The sequence below is a fragment of the Pseudomonas sp. FW300-N2A2 genome (assembly GCF_017351735.1).
GTDB lineage: Bacteria > Pseudomonadota > Gammaproteobacteria > Pseudomonadales > Pseudomonadaceae > Aquipseudomonas > Aquipseudomonas migulae.
In genome coordinates this window covers 503,540-529,056 of the sequence record NZ_JACNDU010000001.1, presented here as the reverse complement: position 1 = coordinate 529,056, position 25,517 = coordinate 503,540, and the positions used below count along the sequence as shown (strand labels likewise).

Below are 25,517 nucleotides of genomic sequence, written 5' to 3'. Positions count from 1 at the left end.
GCTGAGGGCGATGGCCCTCTGGTACACGGATCAAGCCGCTTCAACCGCTTTGCCGTGAACGGCGCACGTGCTCGGGCGTTCGGCCAGCGACACGAACGTGCGGCTGTTGGCATCCAGTGCATCGATCGAACCGGTTTCGATGTCGTAGACCCAGCCATGCAGGTTCAGCAGGCCTTTTTCCTGAGCCAGTCGCACGCTCGGGTGCGTCTGAATGTTCGCCAGTTGCGCGATCACGTTTTCCCGCACCATCGAACTCACTTTCGCCGCGTCGCTGGCATGAGGCCGGGATTCGTTGATGACCTTCGCCGATTCCGCGTGTTGCAACCAGCCGCTGACGGCGGGCAGGTGATCCATGCATTTGCAGCTGGCGACGGCTGTCATCGCGCCACAATCCGAATGGCCGCAAATCACGATGTCGGTGACGCCCAGTACGGCCACCGCGTATTCGACCGTGGCCGATACACCGCCCGGATGCGGGCTGTAGGAGGGCACGATATTGCCGGCGTTACGGATCACGAACAGTTCACCGGGTTCTTGCTGGGTCAGCAGTTCCGGTACGACACGGCTGTCGGAACAGGTGATGAACAGCGTGCCGGGGTGTTGCGTGGTGGCCAGGTGTTTGAACAGGTCGGTCCGTTGTGGGAAGGCTTCTGTCTGGAACTTCAAAAAACCGTCGATGAGCGCTTTCATGGGGAATTTCCTTTCAAATGATGGGGGATCAGTTCGAGCAGCCGGTGCCAAACACGCTGTAGTCCAGAATGTGGGTGGCGCCTGTGGAGTCCTGGTACGTCATTTCCACGGGGACGACCCCGCACTCATCGGCAATCGGCGTGATGCTCACGACATGCGCGATGTCCAGTTTCATGCCGTACTCGTACGCGACGGCCGTTTCTTCTGCGTGAGCCTGGGCAGACATGCCCGCTAACAACGACAGCACCAATAGAATTTTTTTCATGGGGCATCCTCCAGACCAATGTGGTGAACAAAGAAACAAGTGGGGTTCTGGAACTGGCCCGCACTTGAATGCGGGCCGGGATCAAGTCAGAAAGGACGCAGTGGCAGGAACTTGCCGTCGAGGGTGATCACGGCGCGGGAGCCGCCTTCCGGGTCTTCGACTTTTTTCATGTCGAGCTTGAAGTTGATCGCACTGATGATGCCGTCGCCGAACTGTTCATGAACCAGGGCTTTGAGCGTGGTGCCGTAGATCTGGATCATTTCGTAGAAGCGGTAGATGGTCGGGTCGGTCGGCACGCCAGAGAGGCTGCCGCGCAATGGAATGATTTGCAGGCGTGCCACGGCGTCGGCGTCCAGGTCGAGCTTCTCGCCAATCACTTTGGCGGCGCTTTCCGGCAGTGGGTGCTGACCGAGCAGGGCGGCGGTGACATAGGCCAGGCCGAGGCCGGTGCCGTCGGTCAGGTCCTGCCACGACAGGTTTTTACGCGCCTTGGCATCGAGGATCGAGGTGGTCAGGGCCAGGCTCGGGTCGTTGTAAGCGTGGGACTGTTGCATGGTGAATCTCCTATCGGGTTGAGTATTGCTTGGGTGTGAAGCAATCTTCTGCCGATTGATTCATAGCGTCCAAGACCGATATACAATGCAATGCATAAGTCCTGCCTATAGGTTGATCCCGATGTTGCTCCGACATTTGCGCTACTTGCTGGCGGTCGCCGACCACGGCGGCTTTACCCGTGCTGCCGAGGCATTGCACGTGTCCCAACCGACCTTGTCGCAGCAGATCCGCCAACTGGAGGAAACCCTCGGCGTGAGCCTGTTCGACCGCACCTCGCGCACGGTCAAGCCGACCGATGCGGGTGAGGCCTACATCGAGTGCGCTCGGCGGGTGCTGGTGGAACTGGAGGCGGGTAAACGGGCGTTGCATGACGTGAAGGACTTGTCCCGGGGGACGTTGCGATTGGCGATGACGCCGACGTTCATGGCGTATCTGGTCGGGCCATTGGTGCGCGACTACGTGGCGCGCTATCCGAACATTCACCTGGAGATTTTCGAGTTGTCGATGGACGACATCGAGGCCGGGCTGCTGGATGACTCGCTGGACATCGCCATTGCGTTTGATCAGGTCAGGAATGCCGACATCGAGTCGATCCCGGCGTTTACCGAGACGCTGGGCGTGATGGTCGGGCGGGATCATCCGTTGTACGAAAGCCGGGTCGCGTTATCCGCTGAAGCGGTGGCCCAGCTGGAGTTTGCCCTGTTGGCCACGGACTTCGTCACCCGAACCCGAATCGATGAGTATTTCGCTGAGCAGCGGATCACGCCAAAAGTGGCCATCGAGGTGAACTCGGTCAGCACCTTGCTGGAAGTCATCCGCCACACGGCGATTGCCACCATCCTTCCGGAACCCATCGCCACTCAGGACCGCGCGTTACGCAGGATCCCGTTGCTGGGGGAGGCGCCCAAGCGCGGGGCCGCGCTGCTGCGGCGTAAAAACAACTACCACAGCGCGGCGTCGGTGGCCTTCATGGAACTGTTGCTGGGAACCGTTGAGGCGACGTCAGTCATCCACTGACTGGCATACGCCGTTGGAGGCCTTGCCGGAGGAGGTCACGGCGACCGAATCGTCATCGGCGAGGACAATTGACAAGGTGATGCCGGAGCCCTTGGCTTCGAAGCGGCGCTCACTGATGATTTTGGTGTCTGCTTCCTTGCCGTTGATCATGACCGGCCCATCCTGATCCGCCTGGACGAGAAACTTGCCGGGGCACTCCACCGCGAATGACGGGACACCGTCGACGCTGTTTGCCTGAGCAACACTTGTCAGAACCAGCAACAGCGGGAATATCAGCTTGTTTTTCATCGCAAGTCTCCAGTGACCAACAGCGGATACGCTTAACAATAGCTTTGTTTGGCAAACCGGAGACAAACAAAAAGGCCCCGCTCGTTTATTCGAGCGGGGCCTTTTTTATGGGGCCTTCATTGGTTTGAACACCCATTCAGACCATTGTAGGAGCCGGCTTGCCGGCGATGGTCGTTAACGATAACGCGTACTGACTGTTTCACCACGGTGTCGTTGAGTCCATCGCCGGCAAGCCGGCTCCTACATCATTGGGTTTATCAGTAGAACCGATCAATCACCCGAACTTCATTCTGGTTCTGCATCGAGTCCCAGGCCTGCTTCAGCGTTTGCAGGACATTGCCGATGAAGTCTTTGTCGGCTGCAGCTTTCTTGCCGACATAACCCTGGCCGCGACGGTACATTTTCAGTCGGGCCAACAGGTTCTGGTTGTTCTGGTCGAACTCGGCTTCATGGGCATGCGGCGACAGGCAATCGATATGAACCTGGCCCGATTTGCTGATCCACAAAATGTGGCTGTCGTGGCTGTCTTTTTGCGCAGCGAACATACGAGCCAGTTCATCGATAGTAGGTTGATTGTTCAGATTCATAATATGCCCCTTGACCATTTGGTGATCTTTCAAAGTTGATTCGCTAATACAAGTAGCCCATCGGTTAGTTGATCCCTGGCACCGAAACCAGGACGTCAGCGTTCGGCCGTCGAGAGTGACGGGGTTCCGCGTCTGTTGCATGTAGTCGTGTTGAATAACTGCTACGCAATAGCGTCACAACGAAGAGAAGCAGCGAATACCTTCAGGCCACTGCCGACGTTTTCAGGGTCGGCCACAAGCTTCATGAGGATTGATCGCCAGCGCTTCTCGTCCTTGTACTGGACGTTCGGGCCAGGTCAGCTTCTTCAATCTGCCTTGTGGGCAGCGTGTATCCGGGAAAAACAGCTCGGCGGTCAGACGAGCTTGCTCAAACATGTTGCTGTACTCCCGATCGGGGAGATGTCTGCATCATGCAAGGGCAAATCGGAGGCGTCAACGGTTTTGTAGTGATTATTTTCAGTCACTACATATTGTCGGACAAAGCTGTTTGGAATTAGAAAGCAGCAGGGAGAAAGCGCCCCTCAGGACGAGGGCGGCGCGCTTTGGAAGCGGTAAAAGGTGCAGGGATAACCGTCCACTGAGTGCTGATGCCGGGAGAACGCGTCACCCGTGAGGTGTGGCATCACACGGGCCCAGAACTGCCGTGCAGGCGGGTTGGCATCGATGTGGAAAATCTGCCATTGCCCGGGCAGCTGGCTCAAGAGGGTAGAAACGACAAACGTCGCGACTCCTTGGCCACGAAAGCGTCGGCTGACAAAAAGGTAGCCGATGTTGTTCTGGGCGCCAGGCAGATGGGTGTTGTCATCCACGGTCACAAAACCGGCCAGCTCCCCGTCGACCTTGATCAGGAACGGGCGGGTTGCGGGGTTGCGCCAGTAGTCCTGTTGCGGCTGGATGTGGAAGAAGCCATGCCCGCCGAGTTTGAGCGGCAGCCACTCACTGAGGTCGTACATATAGAACTGCATCAGGTTTTCGAGCGTTTCCAGTTCGTCGCGCTGAGCGACGTGCAGTTCTATAGAGGGCATGCGGGCTGGCTCCTGTTCAGAGCGGAATCAATCAGTGAGGCGCGAAGTCGTATTTGCCACCTTTCTTCAGTGCGGCTTGATAGGCCGGGCGCGCCTGGAAGCGCTCGACCCAGGACGCTACATGAGGGTAGTCGCCGAGCTTGCCTTGGGCGCGGGCGATTTCACCTATGAAACTCATCTGGATATCGGCTGCGCTGAATTCCTTGCCCAGCAGGTAATCGGACTGGTTCAGTGCCGTGTTCAGATAGCCGAGGTAGTTGGCTACTTCCGAGTTGATCCGTGGATGCAGCGGTGCGCCGGCTTCACCGAGACGTCCGACATACAGGTTCAACATCAGCGGCAACATGGCCGAGCCTTCGGCGAAATGCAGCCACTGCACGTATTCATCGTAGGCCGGGGTGGACGGATCGGGTTGCAGCCGCCCCTCGCCATGGCGACGAATCAGGTAGTCGATAATTGCGGCGGACTCAATCAGCTTCTGCGTGCCGTCTTCGATGACCGGCGATTTGCCCAGGGCGTTGATCGCTTTCAGTTCCGGCGGGGCCAGGTTGGTTTTCGGATCGCGCTGATAGAGCTTCAGTTCGTAAGGGATGGCCAGTTCTTCCAGTAGCCACAGAATGCGCTGGGAGCGGGAGTTGTTCAGGTGGTGCACGATAATCATGGTCGATGCCTTTTCAGGAAACAGGGCTGTAGCCGGGCTTGAAGAACACTAGACCATCGCTGGCCAGTCGAAGTGCCATCAAGCTTTACCCGGCGTTTTTGCTGCACGTTTGGCGCCGGTCGATGGCTTGCGTTTGGCCGGCTTGCGTTTGTTTTTCCAGGGTGTGGCACCTCGCCCGGCAGGGCTTGCAGGCCCGCTGATGGTCAGGCTCAGGCCGGAGCAGCGGGCGACCTGCTTGCTCATCCACGCCGCTTGTTTGGTGACGAATTCTTCCAGGCTCATTTCGCCGCTCTGCACCATGTCCAGCGCCTGCTCCCAGATCGCCGTGGTGCCAGGGTCGGCAATCGCGCGCGGCACGGCGTCGATCAGGCTGAATGCCGCCGGGGTGGCGGCCAGGGCCTTGCCGTTCTTGATCAGATAACCACGGTCGAGCAGGCCCTGAATGATCGAGGCGCGGGTGGCCTCGGTGCCGATCCCGGTGGTGTCCTTGAGTTTCTGTTTCAGCAGTGGATCCTCCACCAGCTTGGCGACGTTCTTCATCGCCTTGATCAAATCACCTTCGGTAAACGGTTTGGGCGGCTGCGTCCAAAGGTCCTTGAGCTTCACTTCGGCCACCGCGCAATCACGGCCTTCGCTCAATGTCGGCAGTGTTTGCGGCGCCGGTACTTCGCGGCCCTTGGCCGGAGCAAGGGCCTCGGGCAGGGCGCGTTTCCAGCCGGGTTCGACGATCTGCTTGCCGACCGCGCGCAAGGCTTCACCGGCACAGTCGAAGTCGGCCTGGGTCCGGTCGTATTCATGGTTGGGCAGAAACTGCGCCAGATACCGCGCGCGGATCAGCGTGTAGACCGCTCGCTGCTTGCCCACCAGTCGATCCAGGTTCTTTGCCGCAGCCGTGGGGATGATGCCGTGGTGAGCGCTGACCTTGGCGTCATTCCAGGCCCGTGAGCGCCGTTGCGGTTCAAGGTAGTCCTGCAAGGCGTTCAGCGTCGGATCTGCTTGCCGCAGGGCGGCGAGAATTCCGGGCGCTTCACTGTGTTGACTCACCGGCAGGTAACCGCAGTCGCTGCGAGGGTAGGTGATGACTTTATGGGTTTCGTAGAGTGCCTGGGCGATGTCGAGGGTTTCCTGAGCGCCAAGCCCGAGTTTCTTCGAACAGACCTCCTGCAAGGTGCCCAGATCGAACGGCAATGGCGCCACTTCGCGCATGCGCTCGGTACGCAGTTTGATCACCCGGGCGCTCGCCGCGTTGCCAATCGCCGCAGCTGCCTGTTGTGCGAGTGCCTGATTGAGGCAGCGATCCTGGTCGTCGCAAACGTCGGACGGCGCACGCCACTGTGCAGTGAACGCGGTGCCATCGTGCAGCAGCTGCACGTCGATGGCCCAGTAAGCCACGGGGACGAAATCGGCGATGCTGCGGTCGCGGTCCACCACCAGACGCAGGGTCGGCGTTTGCACTCGACCGACCGGCAATACGCCCTGATAACCGGACTGGCGCCCCAGCAGCGTGAACAACCGACTCATGTTCATGCCGATCAGCCAGTCGGCCCGTGAACGGCCCAATGCCGAATGATAAAGGCTGAAGGTCTCCGCCCCCGGCTTCAGCGCAGCCAATGCCTTGCGGATTGACGCATCGTCCAGCGCCGACAGCCACAACCGCTGGATTGGCCCGCGATAACGGCAATGCTCCACCAGTTCCCGGGCGATCATTTCGCCTTCACGGTCGGCGTCGGTGGCGATCACCAATTCATCGGCCTCGCCGAGCAAGCGTTTGACGGCCTTGTACTGACTGGCGGTGCGCGGTTTGACGGTCATTTTCCATTTGTCCGGAATGATCGGCAGATCTGCCAGCACCCAGCGCTTGTAGCGTGCGTCGTAGGCATCCGGTGGCGCGGTTTCCAGCAGATGGCCGATGCACCAGGTCACCGTGACGTCCGTTCCCAACCAGCAGCCGTCGCCGCGACGCCGGGCGCCGAGCACGGCCGCAATGTCTTTGGCCTGGGAGGGTTTTTCACAGAGGTACAACCGCATAACCACCATCGTTCATCAATTGCCGGGAGGTGCACAGAATGGCGGCTGATGAGCGATGGAGCAATCTTTATCTGTATGGATGTACAGCTCGTGCGTTTCGACTCATTGCAACGAACGGCATCTCGCTTCCGCATTTGACGTTATCCGCCTATGCGCTTGTGCCGGTCCACCGACAGATAGCTTCAGCGCCCCGTTCGGCTGTGAAGCCGTCGCGCTGATGAAATCTGGGTTATACCTGACAAAGCTGTGTTCTCAAGTTTTGGGGCTCTGTGCGACCCATTGCGGGCAAGTCGGATTGCCGCATCGCACGCTCCCACAGGTTTTTCACCGTCCCGAGGAACGCATTTCATGAAAAGCTCCGGTCCTAGCCCTGTCATTACCATCGCCGAGCAGCCTGGCTGTCTGTTGGTGAAGTTTCACGGCATTCAGGTGGCTGCGTCGGCGCGCGCGCTGGTGCTGCTGGAGGCCAATTACCCTCCGGTGTACTACGTGCCCCGGGAGGATATCGACGAGAAGTATTTTGCCCGCACCGACCACACGAGTTACTGCCCCTACAAGGGTGATGCGAGCTATTTCAGCCTGCAGGTCCCGGGGCATGAGGGTGCGAATGCGGCGTGGAGCTATGAAGATCCCAAAGTGTCGGTAGAACAGATTCGGGGCTACATTGCGTTCTATCCCGATCAGGTGAAGTTCGAGATTCTCAAAGACGTCGAGTGATTGAAAACGCCCTGCATCGACAGGGCGTTTTTACGATCAAGCGTTCATTTCACGAACCGCCTGCACCAGCGTCGACTCATCGATCTGAGCAATCGAGGTCACTCCGGTCAACGTCATGGCCACGCGCATCTCTTTGGCGAAAATATCCAGCATGTTTTCCACCCCGCGTTGACCATCGGCGGCCAGCGCATAGGCCATGGATCGCCCCAGCAATACACCTTTCGCGCCCAGGGCCAGCATCCGCACGACATCGAGCCCCGAGCGGATCCCCGAGTCGACCAGCACCGTCAGATCATTCCCCACCGCTTGTACGATGGGCGGCAATGCCTTGGCGGTGGAAAGCACGCCGTCCAGCTGTCGTCCGCCGTGGTTCGATACCACAATGCCGTCCGCGCCAAAGCTGACGGCGTCTCGCGCGTCCTGAGGATCGAGAATGCCCTTGATGATCATCGGGCCTTTCCAGAAGTCACGAATCCACTCCAGATCGCTCCAGCTGATCGACGGGTCGAAGTTGTTCGCCAGCCAGCCCATGTAGTCTTCGAGCGTGACGGCTTTGCCAAGGTACTTCGAGATGTTGCCCAGATCGTGCGGGCGTCCCATGACGCCGACGTTGAAGGCCCAGTCGGGTCGGGTCATCGCCTGAAGTATTCGCCGCGATGACGCAAACGGCCCGGACATGCCCGAGTGCGCATCCCGGTATCGGGCGCCGGGCGTGGGCATGTCGACGGTAAACACCAGGTTCTTCACCCCGGCAGCCTTGGCCCGTTCCAGGGCGTTTTTCATGAAGCCCCGGTCTTTCAGCACGTACAGCTGGAACCAGATGGATTGTTGGCTTTGCGCCACGACTTCCTCGATCGAACACACCGAGACCGTCGACAGGCACAGGGGAATGCCTTTGTTTTGCGCCGCTTTCACGGCTTGTACTTCGCCTCGACGGGCGAACATGCCTGTCAGGCCTACCGGTGCCAGGATGATCGGCATTGCGAGGGGCTGGTCGAAGAGGGTGGTTTGCAGGCTCAGGGTTTCGACGTTTTTCAGAATGCGCTGACGCAGGCTGATGCCTGTCAGGTCGGCGCTGTTGGCCCTTAGTGTGTGTTCCGCATAAGCGCCTCCATCGATGTAATCGAACAAGAACCGGGGGAGTTTGCGGCGGGCTGCCTCGCGATAGTCGGATGCGGATGAAATGATCATGGTGCCTCGGTCGGGTGAGTGGCGGGGCGATGGGTGCTTTGAGCCAGAGTAGCGAAAACGGCTCGTGTTTGCGGTAATTCTGTTTTTCGCGGTGTTGAGTGTTTGGGTTTTTTGGGGGGTACATATCCGTTATTGGGGTAACGGCGGCTATTGGTTTCGCCCTTACGGCGAGTCACTTTCGAAAAGCGCGAAAGTAACCAAAGCGCTCTTGCCCCTTTCGTTCGGTGGCTCGCTAATGCTCGCCATACCCTCGCTCCGGTCCTGCTCCGTGGGCCCGCCGCGATCGGCCATCCTTGGCCGTGCGCGGCTAACCCGGCATCCATGCCGGGTTGCCCACTGCGCAGAACCTCCACTCGGCCTCTCGAGGGGGCGACGACCGCCACAGCCGCCGAGGCGGCCTGAAAGCCGACCTGGCTCTTTGGTCGTGTGCACACTCCCACATCATGGTGGCTGCACTAATGTTGGATGTTTGCACATTCCCTTGTAGGAGCCAGCCTGCTGGCGATGGACGTCAACGATAACGCGGGCTGTCTGAATGAACGTGTTGTCCGGTCGTTTTTCGCGGGCAAGCCTCGCTCCTACAGGGAATCCCATAAGCTTTTGATTTTCACCACTCATCAGGCCGAGCGTTAGCTCGCCTTCAGCTTTTGATCTGAGCGCCCCCTCGAGAGGCCGAGTGGAGGTTCTGCGTAGTGGGCAACCCGGCATGGATGCCGGGTTAGCCGCCCCCGGCCAGGGATGGCCGATGGCGGCGGGCCCACGGAGCAGGGCCGGAGCGAGGGCATGGCGAGCATTAGCGAGCCACCGAACGAAAGGGGCAAGAGCCCTTTGGTTACTTTGGGGCTTTTCCAAAGTGACTCGCCGTAAGGGCGAAACCAATAGCCGCCATCACCGAAATAACGGACATGCCCCCAACCGCCCAAACACCAACCAACCCTCAGTTAGTATCCAGATCCACGTTCTTGGTCTCACGCAAACAGATCATCCCCACCACCAGGCTCACCGCAGTAATCACCACCGGGTACCAAAGCCCATAGAAAATGTCCCCGGTGTACACCACCAACGCAAACGATACCGTCGGCAAGAACCCACCAAACCACCCGTTGCCAATGTGATACGGCAGGGACATCGAGGTATAGCGAATGCGCGTCGGAAACAGCTCGACCATCAACGCCGCCAGCGGCCCGTAGCACATGGCCGAGATGATGATCAGCGCGACGATCAGCGCCACGATCATCGGTTTGTTGATCAACTGGACGTCGGCTTTTGACGGATACCCGGCCAGGGTCACCGCACCCCGCAGGGCCGCTTCGTCAAAGCCTTCAAGCCTCACGTCACCAACGCTGACCTGCACGCCGCTGCCGGCCGGGGCCGCTTCGCTGCTGTAGGGCAGGCCCTGTTTCACCAGGAAGGTTTTGACCTTGTCGCACGGGCTGTCAAATTTCGCCTTGCCCACCGGATCAAACTGGAAGGTGCACGTCGCCGGGTCGGCCAGTACGGTAATCGGTGCCTGACGGCTGGCCTGGTCGATCGCCGGGTTGGCGTAATGAGCCAGGGTCTTGAAGATCGGGAAGTACAGCGCGGTGGCCAGCAACAGGCCGATCATCAGCACCGGTTTGCGCCCGACCTTGTCCGACAGCCAACCGAAGAAAATGAAGAACGGCGCGCCGATGATCACGCTGACGATCAGCAGGCTGTTGGCCAGGGCCGGGTCCATTTTCAGGAACTGGGTGAGGAAGAACAGCACGTAAAACTGCGCTGCGTAAAACGTCACCGCTTGCCCGGCGTTGATGCTGAACAGCGCGATCAGCACGACCTTGAGGTTTTCCCATTTGCCGAAGGAATCGCGCAGTGGCGATTTGCAGAGTTTGCCTTCCTCTTTCATTTTCACGAACGCAGGCGATTCGTGCAGGCTCAGGCGAATCCAGGTCGAGATGCCCAGCAGCACGATGGAAAACAGAAACGGAATCCGCCAGCCCCAGACTTCAAACTGGTCGCCGGTGAAGTAGCGGCAACCCAGCACCACGAGCAACGACAGCAGCAGGCCGAGGGTCGCGGTGGACTGAATCCAACTGGTGTGGAAACCGCGTTTGCCGATTGGCGCGTGTTCGGCGACATAGGTCGCAGCGCCGCCGTACTCACCGCCCAGGGCCAGGCCCTGAAGCATGCGCAGCACCACGAGGATGATCGGCGCGGCGATGCCGATGCTCGCGTAAGTCGGCAGCAACCCGACGCAAAACGTCGCGACGCCCATGAGGACGATGGTGGCGAGGAAGGTGTACTTGCGCCCGATCATGTCCCCCAGCCGCCCGAACACCAGCGCACCGAAGGGCCGCACGATAAAGCCGGCGGCGAACGCCATCAGTGCAAAGATGAATGCGGTGGTGTCATTGACCCCGGCGAAAAACTGTTTGCTGATCACCGCCGCGAGGGCGCCGTAGAGGAAAAAGTCGTACCACTCGAACACTGTTCCCAGTGACGAAGCGAAGATGACTTTGCGGGTGTCACGGCTGGCATCGGCGCTGCGCGTGATTTCCAGAGATTGAACGTGTTCTGACATATCGGTATCCCTCACAGTGATTGTTTTTGTTGTTCCACTGTCGGCACATGCTTTGTGGGCGGGTGCCGCTACTGTCCGTGCATCGGGTGACATCGATGTTGATTGATCCGCCGCTATCGCTGGCAAGCCAGCTCCTACAGTTGATCTTTGTCGTTCATATTTCTTGTGCCCCACCTACAACCCTGTAGGAGCCGGCTTGCCGGCGAAAACGATGTGTCAGTCAATACTGATGGCGCCTGACACACAGCCTTCGCCAGCAAGCCGGCTCCTACAATGTTCGTGTTTGGAGGTCAGGCATTGGTCGCCAGTTCCATTGGCGCTGTCAGGCTCCTTGTGGCGGGGTTGAGGATGAGTTGTGCGGCCTTTTCGGCAATCATCAGCGTCGGCGAACAGGTGTTGCCCGAGGTGATGCGCGGCATGATCGAGGCGTCGGCGATACGCAGGCCGGGAATGCCGTGGACTTTCAATTCGGCATCGACCACAGCGTCCCCGTCGTTGCCCATGCGGCACGTACCGACCGGATGGAAAATCGTCGTACCGATTCGCGCGGCGGCTTCGTGCAGTTGTTCTTCGCTTTGCAAACTGTCGCCGGGCAGGTATTCCACCGGTTTGAACGCTTGCAGGGCTGGCGCGGAAACGATGCGTCGGGTCAGGCGGATCGCATCGGCAGCGACGCGCAAATCTTCCGGATGGCTCAGGTAATTGGGTTGAATCAGCGGCGCGTCCTGCGGGTTGACCGAGCGAATATCGATTCGCCCACGGCTTTGCGGACGCAGATCGCAGACCGACGCCGTGAAGGCCGGGAAGGCATGCAGCGGCTCGCCGAAACGCTCCAGCGACAGTGGCTGCACGTGGTATTCGAGATTCGCCGAAGTCTGCTCCGGCCCCGAGCGGGCAAACGCACCGAGCTGACTCGGCGCCATGGACAGCGGGCCACTGCGGTCATACAGATAACGCAGCCCCATGCCGATCTTGCCCCACACACTGCCGGCGATCTGGTTCAGGGTGCGCGCGTTTTGCAGTTTGTAGATCAGCCGCAGTTGCAGGTGATCCTGCAGGTTGCCGCCCACACCGGGCAGCTCATGGGCCACACCGATACCCAGTTTTTCCAGGAGCGGGCGAGGGCCGATGCCGGAGCGTTGCAGGATGCTCGGCGAACCGACGGCACCCGCGCAAAGGACGATTTCCTTGCGCGCCTTGAAGGTTTTCGCCTGACCCTGCCAGCGTGTACTTACCGCTGCTGCGCGGCCGTTTTCCAGGAGCACACGGTCGACTTCAACGTCGGTCAGCACGGTGAGATTGGGACGATGGCGGACCGGTTTGAGAAATGCCTTGGCCGCGTTCCAGCGAATCCCGGCCTTCTGGTTGACCTGAAAGTAGCCGCAGCCTTCGTTGTCGCCCTGATTGAAGTCATCGATGCTGGCGATGCCGCTTTGTTCGGCCGCGCTGCGGAACGCATCGAGAATCGGCCAGGACAGTCGCTGACGCTCGATCCGCCATTCCCCGGCGGCACCGTGAAATTGCGAGTCGCCGGCAAAATGATTTTCGCTTTTCTTGAACAGCGGCAGCACATCGTCCCAACGCCAGCCGGGATTGCCATCGGCCGCCCAACCGTCGTAGTCGCCGGCCTGGCCGCGCATGTAGATCATGCCGTTGATTGAGGAGCAACCGCCGAGCACCTTGCCGCGCGGGTAACTCAGGGCGCGACCTTGCAGGCCTGCTTGCGCTTCGGTCTTGAAGCACCAGTCGGTGCGCGGGTTGCCGATGCAGAACAGGTAACCCACGGGGATGTGAATCCATGCGTAGTTATCGCGGCCGCCGGCTTCGAGCAGCAGCACCCGGTGTTGCGGGTTGGCCGACAATCGATTGGCCAGCAAACATCCCGCCGGCCCGGCCCCGACCACGATGTAATCGTATTCATCAAGGGAAGTCTGCATCCCTGACCTCGTATTGTTGTTCTTGTTGTCGATCATCCTAGTTGTTAGCTTTCGTCAAAAGAATGTTAGTTTTTGCGCAGCCGCTGTGCGTTTTTAAACAGCGTATCCCTAAGGACGGTTCATGTTCGATTGGAATGACCTGCGTTTTTTTCTCGAATTGCAGCGCAGCGGGCGTTTGCTCACCGCTGCCCGCCGTTTGAACACCACCCATGCCACCGTGGCCCGGCACATCGAGGCCATCGAAAAAAGCCTCGGCACGGCGCTGTTCGTCCAGCACGCCCAGGGTTATGAATTGACGCCGGCAGGTGAAGCGCTGCTCAAACACGCTGAAGCGATGGAGAACGTCGCCTTGCTGGCCCAGGAAGAGATCACCCAATCGACGGCGCCGCTGGGCAAGATTCGCGTGGGGGTGACCGAAGGCCTGGGCATCATGTTCCTCGCCAGTCGCATGAACGGTTTGTTCGAGCGCTATCCGGGGCTGGAAGTGGAGCTGGTGGCGGTGCCGCGATTTGTCAGCATCCTCAACCGCGAAGCGGAGATCAGCATCCACCTCGAACGCCCCGCAGCCGACATGCTGGTCACGCGCAAACTCACTGACTATCGCCTGGCGCTGTATGCCAGCCAGGCTTACCTCGACAGGGCGCCACCGTTGCGAAGCCGCGAAGACCTCGGGCGCCACGCGTGGATCGGCTATGTCGACGACTTGCTGTTCAGTCAGGAATTGATGTTCCTCAACAGCTTCTGCCGCAATCCACAGGTGGTGTTCCACAGCACCAGCGTGATTGCCCAGCAACAGGCGGCGCGCTCGGGGTTGGGGATTGCGGTGCTGCCGTGCTACATGGCCAGCGCCGATCCGCAGCTTGTGCCGTTGTTGCCGGATGAAAGCATCCAGCGCAGCTACTGGATCAGTACCCGTCGCGAGCTGCACAAGTCCGTGCGGTTGCGGGTGTTGTGGGATTACGTGGTGGAGTTGTGTGAGCGTGAACAGGATCTACTGCGAGGCCCCGATCCCTTGTAGGAGCCGGCTTGCCGGCGATGGCGGCCTTGAAATTGATGCACGATTCAAGGGCCCCATCGCCGGCAAGCCGGCTCCTACAGGGGGTTGGGTTTCAAGGAAGGATTTCGAAGGCAGTGCTGGCGAGGCGTTTGCCGTTCACCAGGACGTGCACCGCGTGTCGGCCGGCGTAGTGCTTGCGCGTGGTGAGTTCCTTGATGTGCTGACCACGGCTGAGGAGGGCGGTCGCATGGCCGGGCAGCGTCAATGTCTTGAGCTTGAACACCTTCGCCGAGGTGCTGCCATTGGCTTTGACGTAATCGATGGCGTAGTCGATCACCAGGCGCTGACTGTCCTCAACCGTGGATTTAACGCTGAAGGACAAGGTGATTTCCTCACCCAGGCCAATCACGGCCGGTTCAACGTTCACATCAATGATTTCAACCTCGGGCTTGCCGCCCGCGCCGATGATCGCCAGCGCCCGCTGGTTGCCCTGTTTGATCAGGCTGCGTAGTGCATGTCTTGCGATCCACGCGGTGTGTTTGTTTTCCAGCGACCAGCCTTCGATCAGGTCCAGCACCCACTCGGGATGGTCCTTGGTGATGTCGTTGAGGTGGTTGGCCACCGACTTGCGCACATAAAGGCTGGCGTCCGCCTTGAGGTTGTCGAGGATCGCGGCGGCGAGGCTCGGGTCGGCCTGAATCTGTTCCAGGCGAAATGACCACGGCAGGCGCGGGCGACAGCCTTCGCTGGCCAGGCGCCGGACATGTTCGTTTTCATCCAGCGACCAATCGTGCATCACTGCCAACGCGCGCTTGAGGTCACTGCGCAGGAAATAGCGGATCGCGAACTCGGCGGAGCCGAATGTGGTGAAGTATTTGAGCGCAGCCATGGACGGTTCGAAAGCATGGGCACCGTAAGTCGCGACGTAATGCGGCAGCGAGATGCTGACGAAACCGCTGTTCAGGCGCGGGGCGAGGGCGCGCAATACCTCCAGCGACTCATCAAAACCCAGCGGCAGTACGGCGTGCAGTGATTCGCTGACACGGGCCATGCGCTGCATGATCGACAGCTCGGCCAGTCCGTCGTTGGCCAGTTTGAGGAAGGCTTTGGCGTTGAAGTCGGGGTAGACCGCGGTCATCTCGGTGGCGATGTGCTTGAGGCGCTCGGCGTTGAAGATTTCCTTCAGGGCGGGGGCGGGTTGGTCAACGGCCATTGTCGATTCCTTTGAAATCGTTATTTATCCAGGTACACCGCGTTATCCAGGCGAGCTTGCTCGCGAATACGCTCATCACTGATGAAACGTATACCGATCCTTCCCCGAATGTTTTGACTCATACAACGCCTCATCCGCTTTCACCAGCGCCTGATTCAGCGTGTCGCTCTCCGCAACCCGCGCCAGGCCAATGCTGATGGTCACCGGGTGCAGAGTGGTTCGTTCGCGGACCACCCTGCACAGATCGCCGGCCAGGGCGGCGACGTCTTCACGGCGCACACCGGCGAGGTAAATCGCAAACTCTTCACCACCCAGTCGCGCGTATTCAAAGTCGGCCATCACCGCTTTGATGTCCGCGGCAACGCGCTTGAGCACCTCGTCGCCAATGTCGTGGCCGAACACGTCGTTGACCTTCTTGAAGTTGTCGATATCGATCATTGCCAGGTAATGGTCGGATTCCCGTGGCGCGGCTTGCAACTGTTTGTCGGCGCGTGCCATGAACGAGCGACGGTTGGGGATCTCGGTCAGTGTGTCGATGTAGGCCTGATCCAGCAGCAGGCGGGACATGATGAAATTGTAGAGTTTGGCCTCGCGTAATTTCAGGAAGCAGTAGACGGTCATCGCACAAAGAAAACCGGCGTAGCAGACCGTCATCATTCCCCGCAGCTCAAGCACGTGAAAGTGGGTGTCGTAGAACGGATTGAGCAGCAGCCAGGTGATGATTTGCGCACCGTAGAAGGACCAGCGACTCAGCGGCAAAACCGACGCGCTGTACAGCGTGCTCGCAGCGGCCAGTACCAGCCAGGCGGGCTGAAAATCGGCGGGCAAGCCTTCGATCACCAGGCGAATGCCCAAGGTCATGGCGAAGACGAACATCAGGTTCAATACGTGGAAATGCCGAGCCTTGCGGGTGAACAGCAGCACAATCGCCAGGATCGTGAAAACCCCGAGAAACAGCATCGACAGCCAGGTAAAACCCTGGCCACCGATGAAGCTGACAATCAGATCGAAGAGCACCCAGATAACGATGCTGGCGACATAAATCAGCAGGCAGAATTTATGCAGCCGCTCGAATTCATGCTGGATGAATTCAGCCTTGAGTGCCGCTGGCGCGGCTTTTTTCAGGACTTCATCTTCAATGGTTTTGTACATCGCCGACCTATTGCTTGCGCTGGTTGTCGAGAATCACCTTGCCCCACGGTCGATAACGCAGGGAAAACACCGCCGTCGGATGGCAACCTGCCGAGGAAGCGTCCGGGGCGGCCGGCTCTGCGCGGAACGGTTGGCCTTCGGCGCTGACCTGCCGGAACGCTTCGCGCACGATGCCGACCGGGCAGGGCAGCGCGCTGGCGTAGCCGTTGCGCACCAGTGGTGGTAAACGCCCGGTGCCCGCGCCGTCCTGCCACCACACCTGAACGCCCACGCTCGTCAGCCCATCGAGCCACTGGCCATTGACCTGTGGCGCAAGTTTGCCGGCCGTGAAGGCGCTGACGTGCAGCGGTGCGTCCAGTTTGCCGGCGAAATCCTTGAGTTGGCGCTGTAGGGTTTGCCGTCGCTCGACCGCCAGGAAGTGAAAGTCATCGAGCTCCATCGGCAGGTACCAACCGCTGACCGGCAACTTCCAGTCCTGGCGCAGCCGCTGTTGCTGGGCGAGCGATTGCCCGAGTTGCACCTGCCAATAAGCCGCGAGCCCGGCGCTGTCCAGCTCATCGATACGCTGGTAATAGGCCGGGTCCATGTTCAGGCCCAGTATCAGTTTCAGGCCTTGCTCGTGGGCCAGTTTCAAACTGTTGGCGAGCCAGCCATCGACGCCACCGAAGTTTGAATCACCGTATGCCGTCCATTGCACGATGACGGTCTGCACGCCGTATTGAGCGGTGTCCTGCCAGATCCGTTGCCATTGCGCCTGGCTCAGACTGGCGTCGACGTTCAGGGGTTGGTAAAAAATCCGCTCATCGGCGCGGGCCATTGTGCTGCTCAACAACAGGCAAAGAACCAGGAGAAAACGCGTCATCAGAAATTCAACTCCACACCCAGCAACACACCGTTGCCGCCTTCATACAGGTTGCCGCTCAGGGATTGCTGATACTCGGTGCGAACCGTCAGGTGCGCGCGGTAAGCATTGTAGATGTCGTCGTCGAACCACCATTGCCAGCGCAAGCCGATACCGGTGCGCAGATCCTGGCGCCAGTCATTGTTCGGGTCCTGGCTGGCGAACTCGAGAAAGCCGTACGGCATGACGGTTTGCGCACCGTTGAACGGCAGTTTCCAGGTGTGACCCTGCTGGAAGCGCGACAGCCATTGGTGATCACCGGCCTTGGTCCACCACGCGGCGTCGAGGTAGAGGAAACGTTCCTCCCAATCGTTTTCATCAATGCGCCAGTCGTTGCGGAATCGTCCCTGATCAAGAAACGAGGCCGTGGCGCGCAACAGGTAATCAGTGCTGGTATGACCGTCCTGGCGGTGATCGTTGAACTGGTCGGCGAGTTTTTCAGGAATCAGCAATTGACCCAGGCTCAGGCGCTGATTGTCGTTGTCATCGAACGAACTCTGTTTGTAGAGCTCGCCGTAGAAGTTGATGTTCGCCGTGCCCCAGGGCTTGTAGCGCAGACCCACGCCGGTGCCGAGGGATTCGCCGTAACTCGATCGACCCTGACCGCCAAGCAGTACGCGGCCATAAACCGACAACGTGCTGCCGGCGCGACTCGGCTCTTCGCCGAGCGCATGGTCCCAGATCGCCACTTGTACGTTCTGTGAGGTGGCGCGTCGTGAGCTGTCGCGCAAGGTGCCGTTGGGGCGGAAGCTGTCGTTGGTCGAGACGCCGGCCGGTGACCAGGTGCTGGCCAGCGTGCGGCTGTCGCGACGGGACAGGGTTTCGTGAGCACGGCGCTGGCGATAACGCCTGGCTTCCATGCTGCCGTCCTCATCGTCGGCGGCTACCGGGTGCTGTTCCAGGTCAATGACCCGGCGCAATTCCTTGCGCGCCGCCGCGCTGTCCTTCACTTCGTCATAACGCAGCGCCAGGGTTTCGCCGAGGCGATAGTCTTCCGGAAAATCACGGGTGGCGCTTTGCAGATAAGGGATGGCGTGGGCGCGCTGTTCCCGGGTGTCGGCCCCCGCCAGACGCATGCCGTAATCGGCGCGATAGCGCGGGTTGTCCGGTTCGCGACGCACGGCTTCGGCGAGCCACGCGGTGCTTTGTTCCAGTTCGCCGGCCTTTTGCGCGGTGACCGACGCTGCGTAGAAATTCCCGGCATCCGGCGCCTGCTGCAAGGCTGAACGCTGACGTTGCAATGCTTCGAGATGATCGCTGCGCGCGTCGGCAATCGCCGCGCCAAGTGCCCATTCATTGGCCCCCCGGGCGCGACTGTGTTGCCAGTAACGTTCTGCGAGCTGCGTGTCGCCTGCGGTGAGGGCGCTGCGGCTGGCCGTCAGCTTGGCGTTATCGCTCAACTCAGCCTCCGGCAGGCTGCGCCAGATGGCCAGGGCACCCGCCGAATCACCGGACGCTTCCAGCGCATACGCCAGTGGCAGACGACTGCCACGGTCGCCGAGTTTTTCTGCGGTCTGGTAGTAGACGACGGCTTCACCCGGCCGATTCGGCATGGCGCAACGGCCCAGGGCTCGATAGTCGCCTGCGACCTGCGGGTGGTCGCCAATGGCTTGTTGCACCGCGTCGCACTGACCTTTCTCGGCCAGTTGCGCCAGCAGTTGGCCGCGTGTGGCGGGATCGACGCGATTGAGCAGCGACACCATGCGTTTCTGCTGCGCCGGGGTCGGCGTCGACGAGGCATAGAGCCCCGCCAGCCGCTGCAGCAGGGCAACGGGCAACTTGCCGCCATGACGGTCATAGGCGTTTTCGAGCCACTGTTGCGCGTGTTCGCGCTGGCCAGCATTCAGCGCCAGATACGTTGCCTGATTGAGCGAACCGAGGTTGCTGGTCTGCTGGTAGTGTCGCTCCCAGAGCGTCGCGGCTTCTGTATTGCGACCCAGGGCTTGCACCAGTTCGGCCCGGCGTTTGACCACGTCAGCCGTCTGTGGCTGGCCGGCGAGCCAGGCCATGACTTTGTCGCTCTCGCCCTGGTCCTGCCAGATGTCCAGCAGCCGTGCCTGGCGGCGACTGTCCCAGGGTTCGGGCAGGCGCGTGCCTTGCAGCAGCTCGGTGTCTTGCAGGCGCTGGGCCAGAATCAACCATTTTTGCGGGTCATCGTTCGGCTGGCAGCCACGCAGCTGCGTGCGTGCGGCTTGCGGATCGCGACCGGACAACCATTCGGCCGTCTCCAGGCACGGGCGCTGCAATTCGCCACTCAAGCGTTGCACGGTCGGTACATCGCCGCTTTGTCTAGCCAGTTCCCACAGGCGCTGGCGTTGCGCCGGATCCGCCAGTTCGCTGGCGGGCAATGATTGAATCCAGCGTTGAGCCTGTTGCACTTGGCCCATGGCGATCGCCCGATCGATCATCGCGAGGCGTGCCTTGCGCGCGGCTTCGGGGGACGGGGCTTGCTGCAGCAATTGCTGCAAAGGCTGTTCGTCGAGTCGCTGCACATAGGCATTGGCCAGTCGCTGCCAGCCTTCGGCGTCCAGTTGATCGCTGGCGGCCAGTGGCGCCAGTTGCTCGATGGTGCCGTTCCAGTCGCGCAATTGCTCGGACCAATTGGAGCGGGCCAGTTGCAGGATGTTGTCGTCACCCTTGGGTGTCAGTTGTGCCAGCCAGTCGTGAGCCCTGCCAGCGCCACCAAACTTCGCGAGGCTCAAGCTATAGGCCTGCCACAGGCGTACCCGCTGACTGAGGTTGCTGTTGGCGATCCATTGTTCTACTTGCTCGCTGCCCGGAGGATCCTGTTCGATCCAGGTCAGGCGCAGGTTGAGCAGGGCGTCGTTGTTGTCCGGGTTGTCCGGCAGCGCCTGCACGGCATCCTTGTACCGTCGTTGCTTGGCCAGCGCTTCCACCAGCAGGGCGCGGGCTTCATCGTTTTTCGGCACCTTGACCAGCAGGTGGCGCATCAGCCGTTCGACCTCAGCCCAGTTGCCCTTTTTCGCTTCGCGGTAGCTGCGATCCATGTAGGGGAAACTGCGAAATTGTTCGAACTCGGTCAGCGGTTCAGCCTGCACCCATGAGCTGGTGGCCAGGCTCAGCAACAGACTGCCGATGAGGAGGGCATGACGATCAGGCTTCATGCGACCTCCCGGACAATGCGGAAGGCCGCTTGCTGTTCACTGGCCTGGTCGGCCAGGGCCTGTTCGAGCACTTCCTGCGTGATCATGCCGCGCGAGATGAGGTGTTCACCCAAGGACATGTTCTCGGCATCGAAGTCGATCAAAGCCTGATTGAACAGGCTCGGCGGGACCATGCCGCGCACTTGCAGCAGATTGCCCAGCAGCACTTGGTGATGGCTGACGCGTTCGAGCAAGGCTTCATCGTCCTGATGACGCTCAAGCACTTCGAGCATGTGGTGCACTTCCTTATTCTGGCGAGGGCTGGCGTACCAGTAGCGGATACCCAGCGTGACCCGGCCCTGAGGCGCGAGACGGCAGCGCACCGGGCGTTTCAATTGACGGCTGATGGCGCCGAGGGAGACCTGGCTCACCGGCCCTTCGGAGGCCAGCACCAGGGTGTTGCCTTCCTCGGCCACCGGCAGCACGCCGTAGTGGGAGGCGATCTTGCGCGGCACGGCGTCGATCAGGCGTTTGTCGAGTTTGAACGGGTTCAGTGGCGCCCATTCGAGATCCAGCTGCTCGGCGAGGGTTTCTACCAGTTGCGTGCTGTCGATGTGTTCACGCAGCAGCAGTTCGTGGCCCAGACGCCGGCGTATCGGGTTGGTGATCGCCGCTTCCAGTTGCTCTTCGGTGAGCAGGCCTTTTTCCACCAGGCGATGACCCAGCGGCGTGCGCTGGGCTTTGGTCAGGGCCGGGAATTCATGGGTGGTCTTGTCCCACGCCACGCGGCGCGAATCACCCATTTCCATGACCTGGCGCAGCGCCCGCACGTTAGCGAAGAAGTTGATGAAGTTGCTCCATATCATGCGCGGTGCCGACAACAGGCCTTCGACGAGCCCGTAGTAACGGGTGACGAACCAGCCACGCTGGAACAGCCGATTGATCAGCATCAAACCGTTGAGCCACAAGAGCGTAGCGAGCACCGGGCTGTTGGACAGGATCGACGGATAGCGCCAGGCGGTCGGTGCAATCACTGTCATCAGCCACATTGCCAGCAGCACGAGGCACAACAGGTTCACCAGGAAACTCAGCAGGTACGCGATCATGCCGCGACGGTCGCGCCAGAGGAAATAGTTGAGCACGCCCGTGGGGCTCCAGCCGAGGTTCTTGGTGCCTTGAAAGACGATGCCGACGATCCAGCGCGATTTCTGGCGGATGGCATGCTGAAAGTCCCGGGGGAAATGCTCGCGAACGCAGATGACCTGGGAAAACACGCGGTCCATGCCGAACGCCCAGCGCTGTTCGAGCGCCAGTTTCGGGTCGGTCACCGAGTAGCGGGCAAAGATGCACTTCATGCCTTTTTGCTTGAGGCGGAAACCGATGTCGTAGTCTTCGGTCAGGCTCTGCACGTCGAAGGCGATGCCGTCACCGTCTTCGAGCAGGGCGCTGATGGCTTTACGGCTGAAGCAGGTGCCGACCCCGGCGCTGGGCACCTGGCCAGTCATGGCTTCGCGGACGATTACATCCTTGCCATGGTTCTCGGCGAACTCGTCGACGTAATGCCCGGCGGTGAAGCCTCGCCACTCCGGCGCATAGGGGTAGACCGGAATCTGGATCAGGTCCTTGGCCGGCAGCAGGTAGTTGAAGAGGCGCAATTCCATCGGCGAAATCACGTCTTCGGCATCGTGCAGAATGAACCCGGAAAACTGGATTTTCGCCTCGCTTTCAAAGCGCAGGATCGCGTCGATGATGTTGTTCAGGCAGTCGGCCTTACTGGTGGGGCCGGGGCGGGCGCAGACCACTTTGTGCACGTTGGGGTAGTGCTGGCAGACCGCATCGACGTCGGCCTGCGTCTCGGCATCGTTAGGGTACGTACCGACGAAAATCTGATAGTTCTCGTAATCGATGGTCGACGCCGCAAGGCGCGCCATTTCACCGACCACTCCGACTTCGTTCCACGCCGGAACCATGATTGCCAGGGGTTTTTCGGCGATGGCGTACAGGCGCTCTTCATCCGCGCGCTTGAATTTTTCGTAGATCCGCCAGCGCCGGACCAACTTGCGGCCCCAGTACACGAGGTCGATGAACAGGTCATCGAGCCCGAGGAGGAACATCAAAAACGCCAGGGTGATCGCGAGGTATTTGAGACCGAACAGGACGTAGGCAAAAAAATCGACAAAACCGAAAGTCATCGTGCTTTGACCGCCGCCGAGCGCACGCCCAGCCACTCGAACAATCGAGTGCCGATGCGTTCGCTGGCGTGGCCGTCGCCGAAGGGGGTGTGAACGCGGCTCATGCGTTCGAAGTGGACCTCGTCATCCAGTTGGCCGGTGGAGCAGAGGCTCAGTCTGCCCCCGGACAATTGACGCAACACTCTGGCGAGTGGCGCCATCTTGATGGCCTCCGGACGCGTACCGAAAACCATCATGATGTTGAAAGACATTGACCCCTCCTGGGAATGTGGCAAGGCTCTGGCTCAAGGCCAGCAATGCTTTGCCGCTTACTGAGATGTAAATAAAAGCAGTCGGATTGGAGCTTGTCCAATTCGGTTTGAGGCTTGATTGATGTCAATAAATTGCTGCAAATGCTCGGTCGATTATGGTTGCACCGCCGAGTATGAACGATAGAAAACTGCCGATCGCACTCATGTAAAACATTCTTGTCTTTGACCCGTCGGACGGGTGGGCTGCCGGCCATATGCTAGTCGTTCGATATGCCAAGTAAAAGATTTTGATTCGATAGGTTGCGTGGCCCCGTAGAGATGGGCTTCGGGTTGGTGAACCCGGTGGTTTTTTTCCTACAGCAACTCGGACGTGTATGGCCGTGTTTCGGGATCTGGCCCACAGCAGACTCGGAAATGGCGAAACGCGTGACGTGATATTTTTTGTTCTTCTGTTAAAGGATGCGATCAATCCAGACAGATAGAGGTGGGATGCTTGTCGGAGTGCTATTTTTAGCACTTCTAAAAGCACCCTTAGGAATACCTTCATGACACACATCGTGCTTTCGCATGTTGTAGCGAGCATCTCAGAATTGAAAAAGAACCCGATGGGCACGGTTGCCGCGGGCGGTGGCCAATCCGTTGCGATACTCAACCGCAACGAGCCAGCGTTTTATTGCGTTCCGGCAAAAGAGTATGAGGCCATGATCTCTCGACTCGAAGATTTGGAGTTGATTGCCCTTTGTAAAGAACGAGAAAACGACCCGACCATAAGGGTTTCCATTGATGACCTATGAACTGGAGTTTTCCGAAAAGGCCTGGAAAGAATGGAAGAAGCTCGGAACAAACTTGAGGGATCAGTTCAAGAAGAAGTTGCTGGAACGCCTGGAAAACCCACACGTTCCAGCAGACCGACTCACCGGACTTGGAAATGCCTATAAGATCAAGCTGCGCAGTGCCGGGTATCGAATGGTGTATCGGGTCATGGATGAAGTGTTGGTGGTGACGGTGATAGCTGTCGGTAAACGAGAGCGGGGTGATGTTTACAAAAACGCAGTTGACCGTTAATTCGCCAATGCACCTTCCGTTCGTTCCAGGTGCATCACGCACCGATTGTGAACCTGATACTCGCCCTTCGTAGCAAACGGTAGCGCTTCTCCTCTCTACGTTTCGTAACACCTTTTCCGCGCTTTCACGCATCCCTCTGATTCACAAGACTTTTCATTCTCCCCAACATTCTCTCCACAACCTGTGGCACACTTTCTGCTGTCTATTCCGTTGTTACATACTCGGTTCCGGTATAGCGGAATACACATCATCCTGGAGTGCTTGCCATGCATCGCCGACCTTCCTTGTTTAAAGCGTGTGTTTTTCTTTTTGCAGCTTCGGCTGCTGCCATGGGCGTTGCCCAGGCGGCGGACAGCAAGCTCGATAGCGTGCTGGCCCGTGGGAAACTGATCGTGGGCACGGGCAGTACCAATGCGCCGTGGCATTTCCAGGGAGCGGACGGCAAGTTGCAGGGGTTCGATATCGATATCGCGCGAATGGTCGCCAAAGGGTTGTTCAACGACCCGAGCAAGGTCGAGTTCGTGGTGCAGTCGTCCGATGCGCGGATTCCCAACCTGCTGACCGACAAGGTCGACATGAGTTGCCAGTTCATTACCGTGACCGCCAGCCGTGCGCAGCAAGTGGCGTTCACGCTGCCGTACTATCGCGAAGGTGTCGGCCTGCTGTTGCCGGCCAACAGCAAGTACAAGGAAATCGAAGACCTCAAGGCGGCCAATGACAGCGTGACCGTGGCGGTGCTGCAGAACGTGTATGCCGAAGAACTGGTGCACCAGGCGCTGCCCAAGGCCAAGGTCGATCAGTACGACAGCGTGGATTTGATGTACCAGGCCGTGAACTCCGGCCGAGCCGACGCCGCTGCCACCGACCAGTCTTCGGTCAAGTACCTGATGGTGCAGAACCCGGGCCGCTATCGCAGCCCGACCTACGCCTGGAGCCCGCAAACGTACGCGTGCGCAGTTAAACGCGGCGATCAGGACTGGCTGAACTTCGTCAACACCACGTTGCATGAAGCCATGACCGGCGTTGAATTCCCGACGTACGCGGCGTCCTTCAAGCAGTGGTTCGGTGTGGATCTGCCTACCCCGGCCATCGGTTTTCCCGTCGAATTCAAATGACCCCGT

22 protein-coding genes and 1 pseudogene are annotated in these 25,517 nt (G+C 59.7%); 6 read left to right on the top strand and 17 right to left on the bottom strand.

Translation table 11 applies throughout. From position 1 onward, the window contains the following. Positions 1-30 precede the first annotated feature (30 nt). The 3 genes from J4E42_RS02215 to cynS all read right to left on the bottom strand — a co-directional run bounded on the left by J4E42_RS02215 (position 31) and on the right by cynS (position 1,509). Positions 31-690 carry a carbonic anhydrase gene (locus J4E42_RS02215; protein WP_008043956.1) on the bottom strand — a complete coding sequence of 220 codons (660 nt, stop codon included), beginning with the start codon at positions 688-690 and terminating at the stop codon, positions 31-33. A 28-nt stretch (positions 691-718) separates the two neighbouring features. Continuing rightward, positions 719-955 (bottom strand): DUF2790 domain-containing protein, encoded by a 237-nt coding sequence (locus J4E42_RS02210; protein ID WP_008043958.1) that lies wholly within the window; start codon positions 953-955, stop codon positions 719-721. A gap of 86 nt (positions 956-1,041) precedes the next feature. Beyond that, positions 1,042-1,509, bottom strand: coding sequence for a cyanase (gene cynS, locus J4E42_RS02205; RefSeq protein WP_201112519.1), 468 nt, complete (start codon positions 1,507-1,509; stop codon positions 1,042-1,044). 121 nt (positions 1,510-1,630) lie between these two features. Here cynS and cynR point away from each other — a divergent pair, with 121 nt between their 5' ends. Further along, positions 1,631-2,527, top strand: coding sequence for a transcriptional regulator CynR (gene cynR / locus J4E42_RS02200; RefSeq protein WP_192229298.1), 897 nt, complete (start codon positions 1,631-1,633; stop codon positions 2,525-2,527). Here the strand turns inward: cynR and J4E42_RS02195 are convergent. The 5 genes from J4E42_RS02195 to J4E42_RS02175 form a co-directional block, all read right to left on the bottom strand. Beyond that, the gene (locus J4E42_RS02195; protein WP_008043969.1) at positions 2,513-2,815 is read right to left on the bottom strand and encodes a hypothetical protein; all 303 of its coding nucleotides are present in this window, start codon (positions 2,813-2,815) and stop codon (positions 2,513-2,515) included. The two genes, cynR and J4E42_RS02195, sit on opposite strands and share 15 nt — an antisense overlap. Before the next feature lie 257 nt (positions 2,816-3,072). Beyond that, positions 3,073-3,402, bottom strand: coding sequence for a hypothetical protein (locus tag J4E42_RS02190; RefSeq protein ID WP_008028159.1), 330 nt, complete (start codon positions 3,400-3,402; stop codon positions 3,073-3,075). A gap of 521 nt (positions 3,403-3,923) precedes the next feature. Beyond that, positions 3,924-4,427, bottom strand: a complete 504-nt coding sequence (locus J4E42_RS02185) for a GNAT family N-acetyltransferase (RefSeq protein ID WP_207284455.1) — start codon at positions 4,425-4,427, stop codon at positions 3,924-3,926. Between the two features lie 31 nt (positions 4,428-4,458). Next, positions 4,459-5,088: a glutathione S-transferase family protein gene (locus tag J4E42_RS02180; RefSeq protein ID WP_207284454.1), complete on the bottom strand. Its 630-nt coding sequence runs from the start codon at positions 5,086-5,088 to the stop codon at positions 4,459-4,461. A gap of 78 nt (positions 5,089-5,166) precedes the next feature. Then, entirely contained in the window at positions 5,167-7,116 is a 1,950-nt protein-coding gene (locus tag J4E42_RS02175; RefSeq protein ID WP_207284453.1) for a DNA topoisomerase III, read from the bottom strand. Between the two features lie 348 nt (positions 7,117-7,464). On the opposite strand from J4E42_RS02175, the gene J4E42_RS02170 reads away from it, so the two are divergent. Beyond that, positions 7,465-7,833 carry a DUF427 domain-containing protein gene (locus J4E42_RS02170; RefSeq protein WP_008028168.1) on the top strand — a complete coding sequence of 123 codons (369 nt, stop codon included), beginning with the start codon at positions 7,465-7,467 and terminating at the stop codon, positions 7,831-7,833. Between the two features lie 36 nt (positions 7,834-7,869). Here the strand turns inward: J4E42_RS02170 and lldD are convergent, their stop codons facing one another. From lldD to J4E42_RS02155, 3 genes are all read right to left on the bottom strand, one after another. After that, complete coding sequence (gene lldD / locus J4E42_RS02165; protein ID WP_207284452.1) at positions 7,870-9,024, bottom strand: FMN-dependent L-lactate dehydrogenase LldD; 1,155 nt, start codon at positions 9,022-9,024, stop codon at positions 7,870-7,872. Between the two features lie 937 nt (positions 9,025-9,961). Next, on the bottom strand, positions 9,962-11,584 hold the full coding sequence (locus J4E42_RS02160; RefSeq protein WP_008037160.1) for an MFS transporter: 1,623 nt from the start codon (positions 11,582-11,584) through the stop codon (positions 9,962-9,964). A 290-nt stretch (positions 11,585-11,874) separates the two neighbouring features. Continuing rightward, positions 11,875-13,521, bottom strand: coding sequence for a GMC family oxidoreductase (locus tag J4E42_RS02155; RefSeq protein ID WP_008037156.1), 1,647 nt, complete (start codon positions 13,519-13,521; stop codon positions 11,875-11,877). A gap of 121 nt (positions 13,522-13,642) precedes the next feature. On the opposite strand from J4E42_RS02155, the gene J4E42_RS02150 reads away from it, so the two are divergent. Then, positions 13,643-14,539 carry a LysR family transcriptional regulator gene (locus J4E42_RS02150; protein WP_207284451.1) on the top strand — a complete coding sequence of 299 codons (897 nt, stop codon included), beginning with the start codon at positions 13,643-13,645 and terminating at the stop codon, positions 14,537-14,539. A gap of 91 nt (positions 14,540-14,630) precedes the next feature. On the opposite strand, the gene J4E42_RS02145 is transcribed toward J4E42_RS02150, so the two are convergent. The 6 genes and pseudogenes from J4E42_RS02145 to J4E42_RS02120 all read right to left on the bottom strand — a co-directional run. After that, positions 14,631-15,731 (bottom strand): DNA alkylation repair protein, encoded by a 1,101-nt coding sequence (locus J4E42_RS02145; RefSeq protein ID WP_207284450.1) that lies wholly within the window; start codon positions 15,729-15,731, stop codon positions 14,631-14,633. A 75-nt stretch (positions 15,732-15,806) separates the two neighbouring features. Then, positions 15,807-16,883: a diguanylate cyclase gene (locus tag J4E42_RS02140; protein WP_207284449.1), complete on the bottom strand. Its 1,077-nt coding sequence runs from the start codon at positions 16,881-16,883 to the stop codon at positions 15,807-15,809. A gap of 7 nt (positions 16,884-16,890) precedes the next feature. Next, a complete protein-coding gene (locus J4E42_RS02135) occupies positions 16,891-17,745 on the bottom strand; it encodes a DUF4434 family protein (RefSeq protein WP_207284448.1) in 855 nt (284 codons plus the stop codon). Next, complete coding sequence (locus J4E42_RS02130) at positions 17,745-20,909, bottom strand: NfrA family protein (protein WP_207284447.1); 3,165 nt, start codon at positions 20,907-20,909, stop codon at positions 17,745-17,747. The genes J4E42_RS02135 and J4E42_RS02130 overlap by 1 nt, the downstream gene beginning before the upstream one ends. Beyond that, positions 20,906-23,080 (bottom strand): cyclic di-3',5'-guanylate-activated glycosyltransferase NrfB, encoded by a 2,175-nt coding sequence (gene nrfB, locus J4E42_RS02125; protein WP_207284446.1) that lies wholly within the window; start codon positions 23,078-23,080, stop codon positions 20,906-20,908. The genes J4E42_RS02130 and nrfB overlap by 4 nt, the downstream gene beginning before the upstream one ends. Positions 23,081-23,160: 80 nt before the next feature. Further along, positions 23,161-23,331, bottom strand: a pseudogene (locus tag J4E42_RS02120) (UDP-N-acetylglucosamine 2-epimerase (non-hydrolyzing)); the annotation flags it as partial. 545 nt (positions 23,332-23,876) lie between these two features. On the opposite strand from J4E42_RS02120, the gene J4E42_RS02115 reads away from it, so the two are divergent. The 3 genes from J4E42_RS02115 to J4E42_RS02105 all read left to right on the top strand — a co-directional run bounded on the left by J4E42_RS02115 (position 23,877) and on the right by J4E42_RS02105 (position 25,511). Continuing rightward, positions 23,877-24,125 (top strand): type II toxin-antitoxin system Phd/YefM family antitoxin, encoded by a 249-nt coding sequence (locus J4E42_RS02115; RefSeq protein ID WP_207284445.1) that lies wholly within the window; start codon positions 23,877-23,879, stop codon positions 24,123-24,125. Next, entirely contained in the window at positions 24,115-24,396 is a 282-nt protein-coding gene (locus J4E42_RS02110; protein WP_207284444.1) for a type II toxin-antitoxin system RelE/ParE family toxin, read from the top strand. Before J4E42_RS02115 ends, J4E42_RS02110 begins: the two co-directional genes overlap by 11 nt. Positions 24,397-24,662: 266 nt before the next feature. Continuing rightward, positions 24,663-25,511 (top strand): transporter substrate-binding domain-containing protein, encoded by an 849-nt coding sequence (locus J4E42_RS02105; RefSeq protein ID WP_008033036.1) that lies wholly within the window; start codon positions 24,663-24,665, stop codon positions 25,509-25,511. The last annotated feature ends 6 nt before the right edge of the window (positions 25,512-25,517 follow it).

Bases quoted from the DNA above. Each gene is read 5' to 3' on its own strand.
- J4E42_RS02215 (WP_008043956.1), bottom strand. From the start codon at position 690: ATGAAAGCGCTCATCGACGGTTTTTTGAAGTTCCAGACAGAAGCCTTC.
- J4E42_RS02210 (WP_008043958.1), bottom strand. From the start codon at position 955: ATGAAAAAAATTCTATTGGTGCTGTCGTTGTTAGCGGGCATGTCTGCC.
- cynS (WP_201112519.1), bottom strand. From the start codon at position 1,509: ATGCAACAGTCCCACGCTTACAACGACCCGAGCCTGGCCCTGACCACC.
- cynR (WP_192229298.1), top strand. From the start codon at position 1,631: ATGTTGCTCCGACATTTGCGCTACTTGCTGGCGGTCGCCGACCACGGC.
- J4E42_RS02195 (WP_008043969.1), bottom strand. From the start codon at position 2,815: ATGAAAAACAAGCTGATATTCCCGCTGTTGCTGGTTCTGACAAGTGTT.
- J4E42_RS02190 (WP_008028159.1), bottom strand. From the start codon at position 3,402: ATGAATCTGAACAATCAACCTACTATCGATGAACTGGCTCGTATGTTC.
- J4E42_RS02185 (WP_207284455.1), bottom strand. From the start codon at position 4,427: ATGCCCTCTATAGAACTGCACGTCGCTCAGCGCGACGAACTGGAAACG.
- J4E42_RS02180 (WP_207284454.1), bottom strand. From the start codon at position 5,088: ATGATTATCGTGCACCACCTGAACAACTCCCGCTCCCAGCGCATTCTG.
- J4E42_RS02175 (WP_207284453.1), bottom strand. From the start codon at position 7,116: ATGCGGTTGTACCTCTGTGAAAAACCCTCCCAGGCCAAAGACATTGCG.
- J4E42_RS02170 (WP_008028168.1), top strand. From the start codon at position 7,465: ATGAAAAGCTCCGGTCCTAGCCCTGTCATTACCATCGCCGAGCAGCCT.
- lldD (WP_207284452.1), bottom strand. From the start codon at position 9,024: ATGATCATTTCATCCGCATCCGACTATCGCGAGGCAGCCCGCCGCAAA.
- J4E42_RS02160 (WP_008037160.1), bottom strand. From the start codon at position 11,584: ATGTCAGAACACGTTCAATCTCTGGAAATCACGCGCAGCGCCGATGCC.
- J4E42_RS02155 (WP_008037156.1), bottom strand. From the start codon at position 13,521: ATGCAGACTTCCCTTGATGAATACGATTACATCGTGGTCGGGGCCGGG.
- J4E42_RS02150 (WP_207284451.1), top strand. From the start codon at position 13,643: ATGTTCGATTGGAATGACCTGCGTTTTTTTCTCGAATTGCAGCGCAGC.
- J4E42_RS02145 (WP_207284450.1), bottom strand. From the start codon at position 15,731: ATGGCCGTTGACCAACCCGCCCCCGCCCTGAAGGAAATCTTCAACGCC.
- J4E42_RS02140 (WP_207284449.1), bottom strand. From the start codon at position 16,883: ATGTACAAAACCATTGAAGATGAAGTCCTGAAAAAAGCCGCGCCAGCG.
- J4E42_RS02135 (WP_207284448.1), bottom strand. From the start codon at position 17,745: ATGACGCGTTTTCTCCTGGTTCTTTGCCTGTTGTTGAGCAGCACAATG.
- J4E42_RS02130 (WP_207284447.1), bottom strand. From the start codon at position 20,909: ATGAAGCCTGATCGTCATGCCCTCCTCATCGGCAGTCTGTTGCTGAGC.
- nrfB (WP_207284446.1), bottom strand. From the start codon at position 23,080: ATGACTTTCGGTTTTGTCGATTTTTTTGCCTACGTCCTGTTCGGTCTC.
- J4E42_RS02115 (WP_207284445.1), top strand. From the start codon at position 23,877: ATGACACACATCGTGCTTTCGCATGTTGTAGCGAGCATCTCAGAATTG.
- J4E42_RS02110 (WP_207284444.1), top strand. From the start codon at position 24,115: ATGACCTATGAACTGGAGTTTTCCGAAAAGGCCTGGAAAGAATGGAAG.
- J4E42_RS02105 (WP_008033036.1), top strand. From the start codon at position 24,663: ATGCATCGCCGACCTTCCTTGTTTAAAGCGTGTGTTTTTCTTTTTGCA.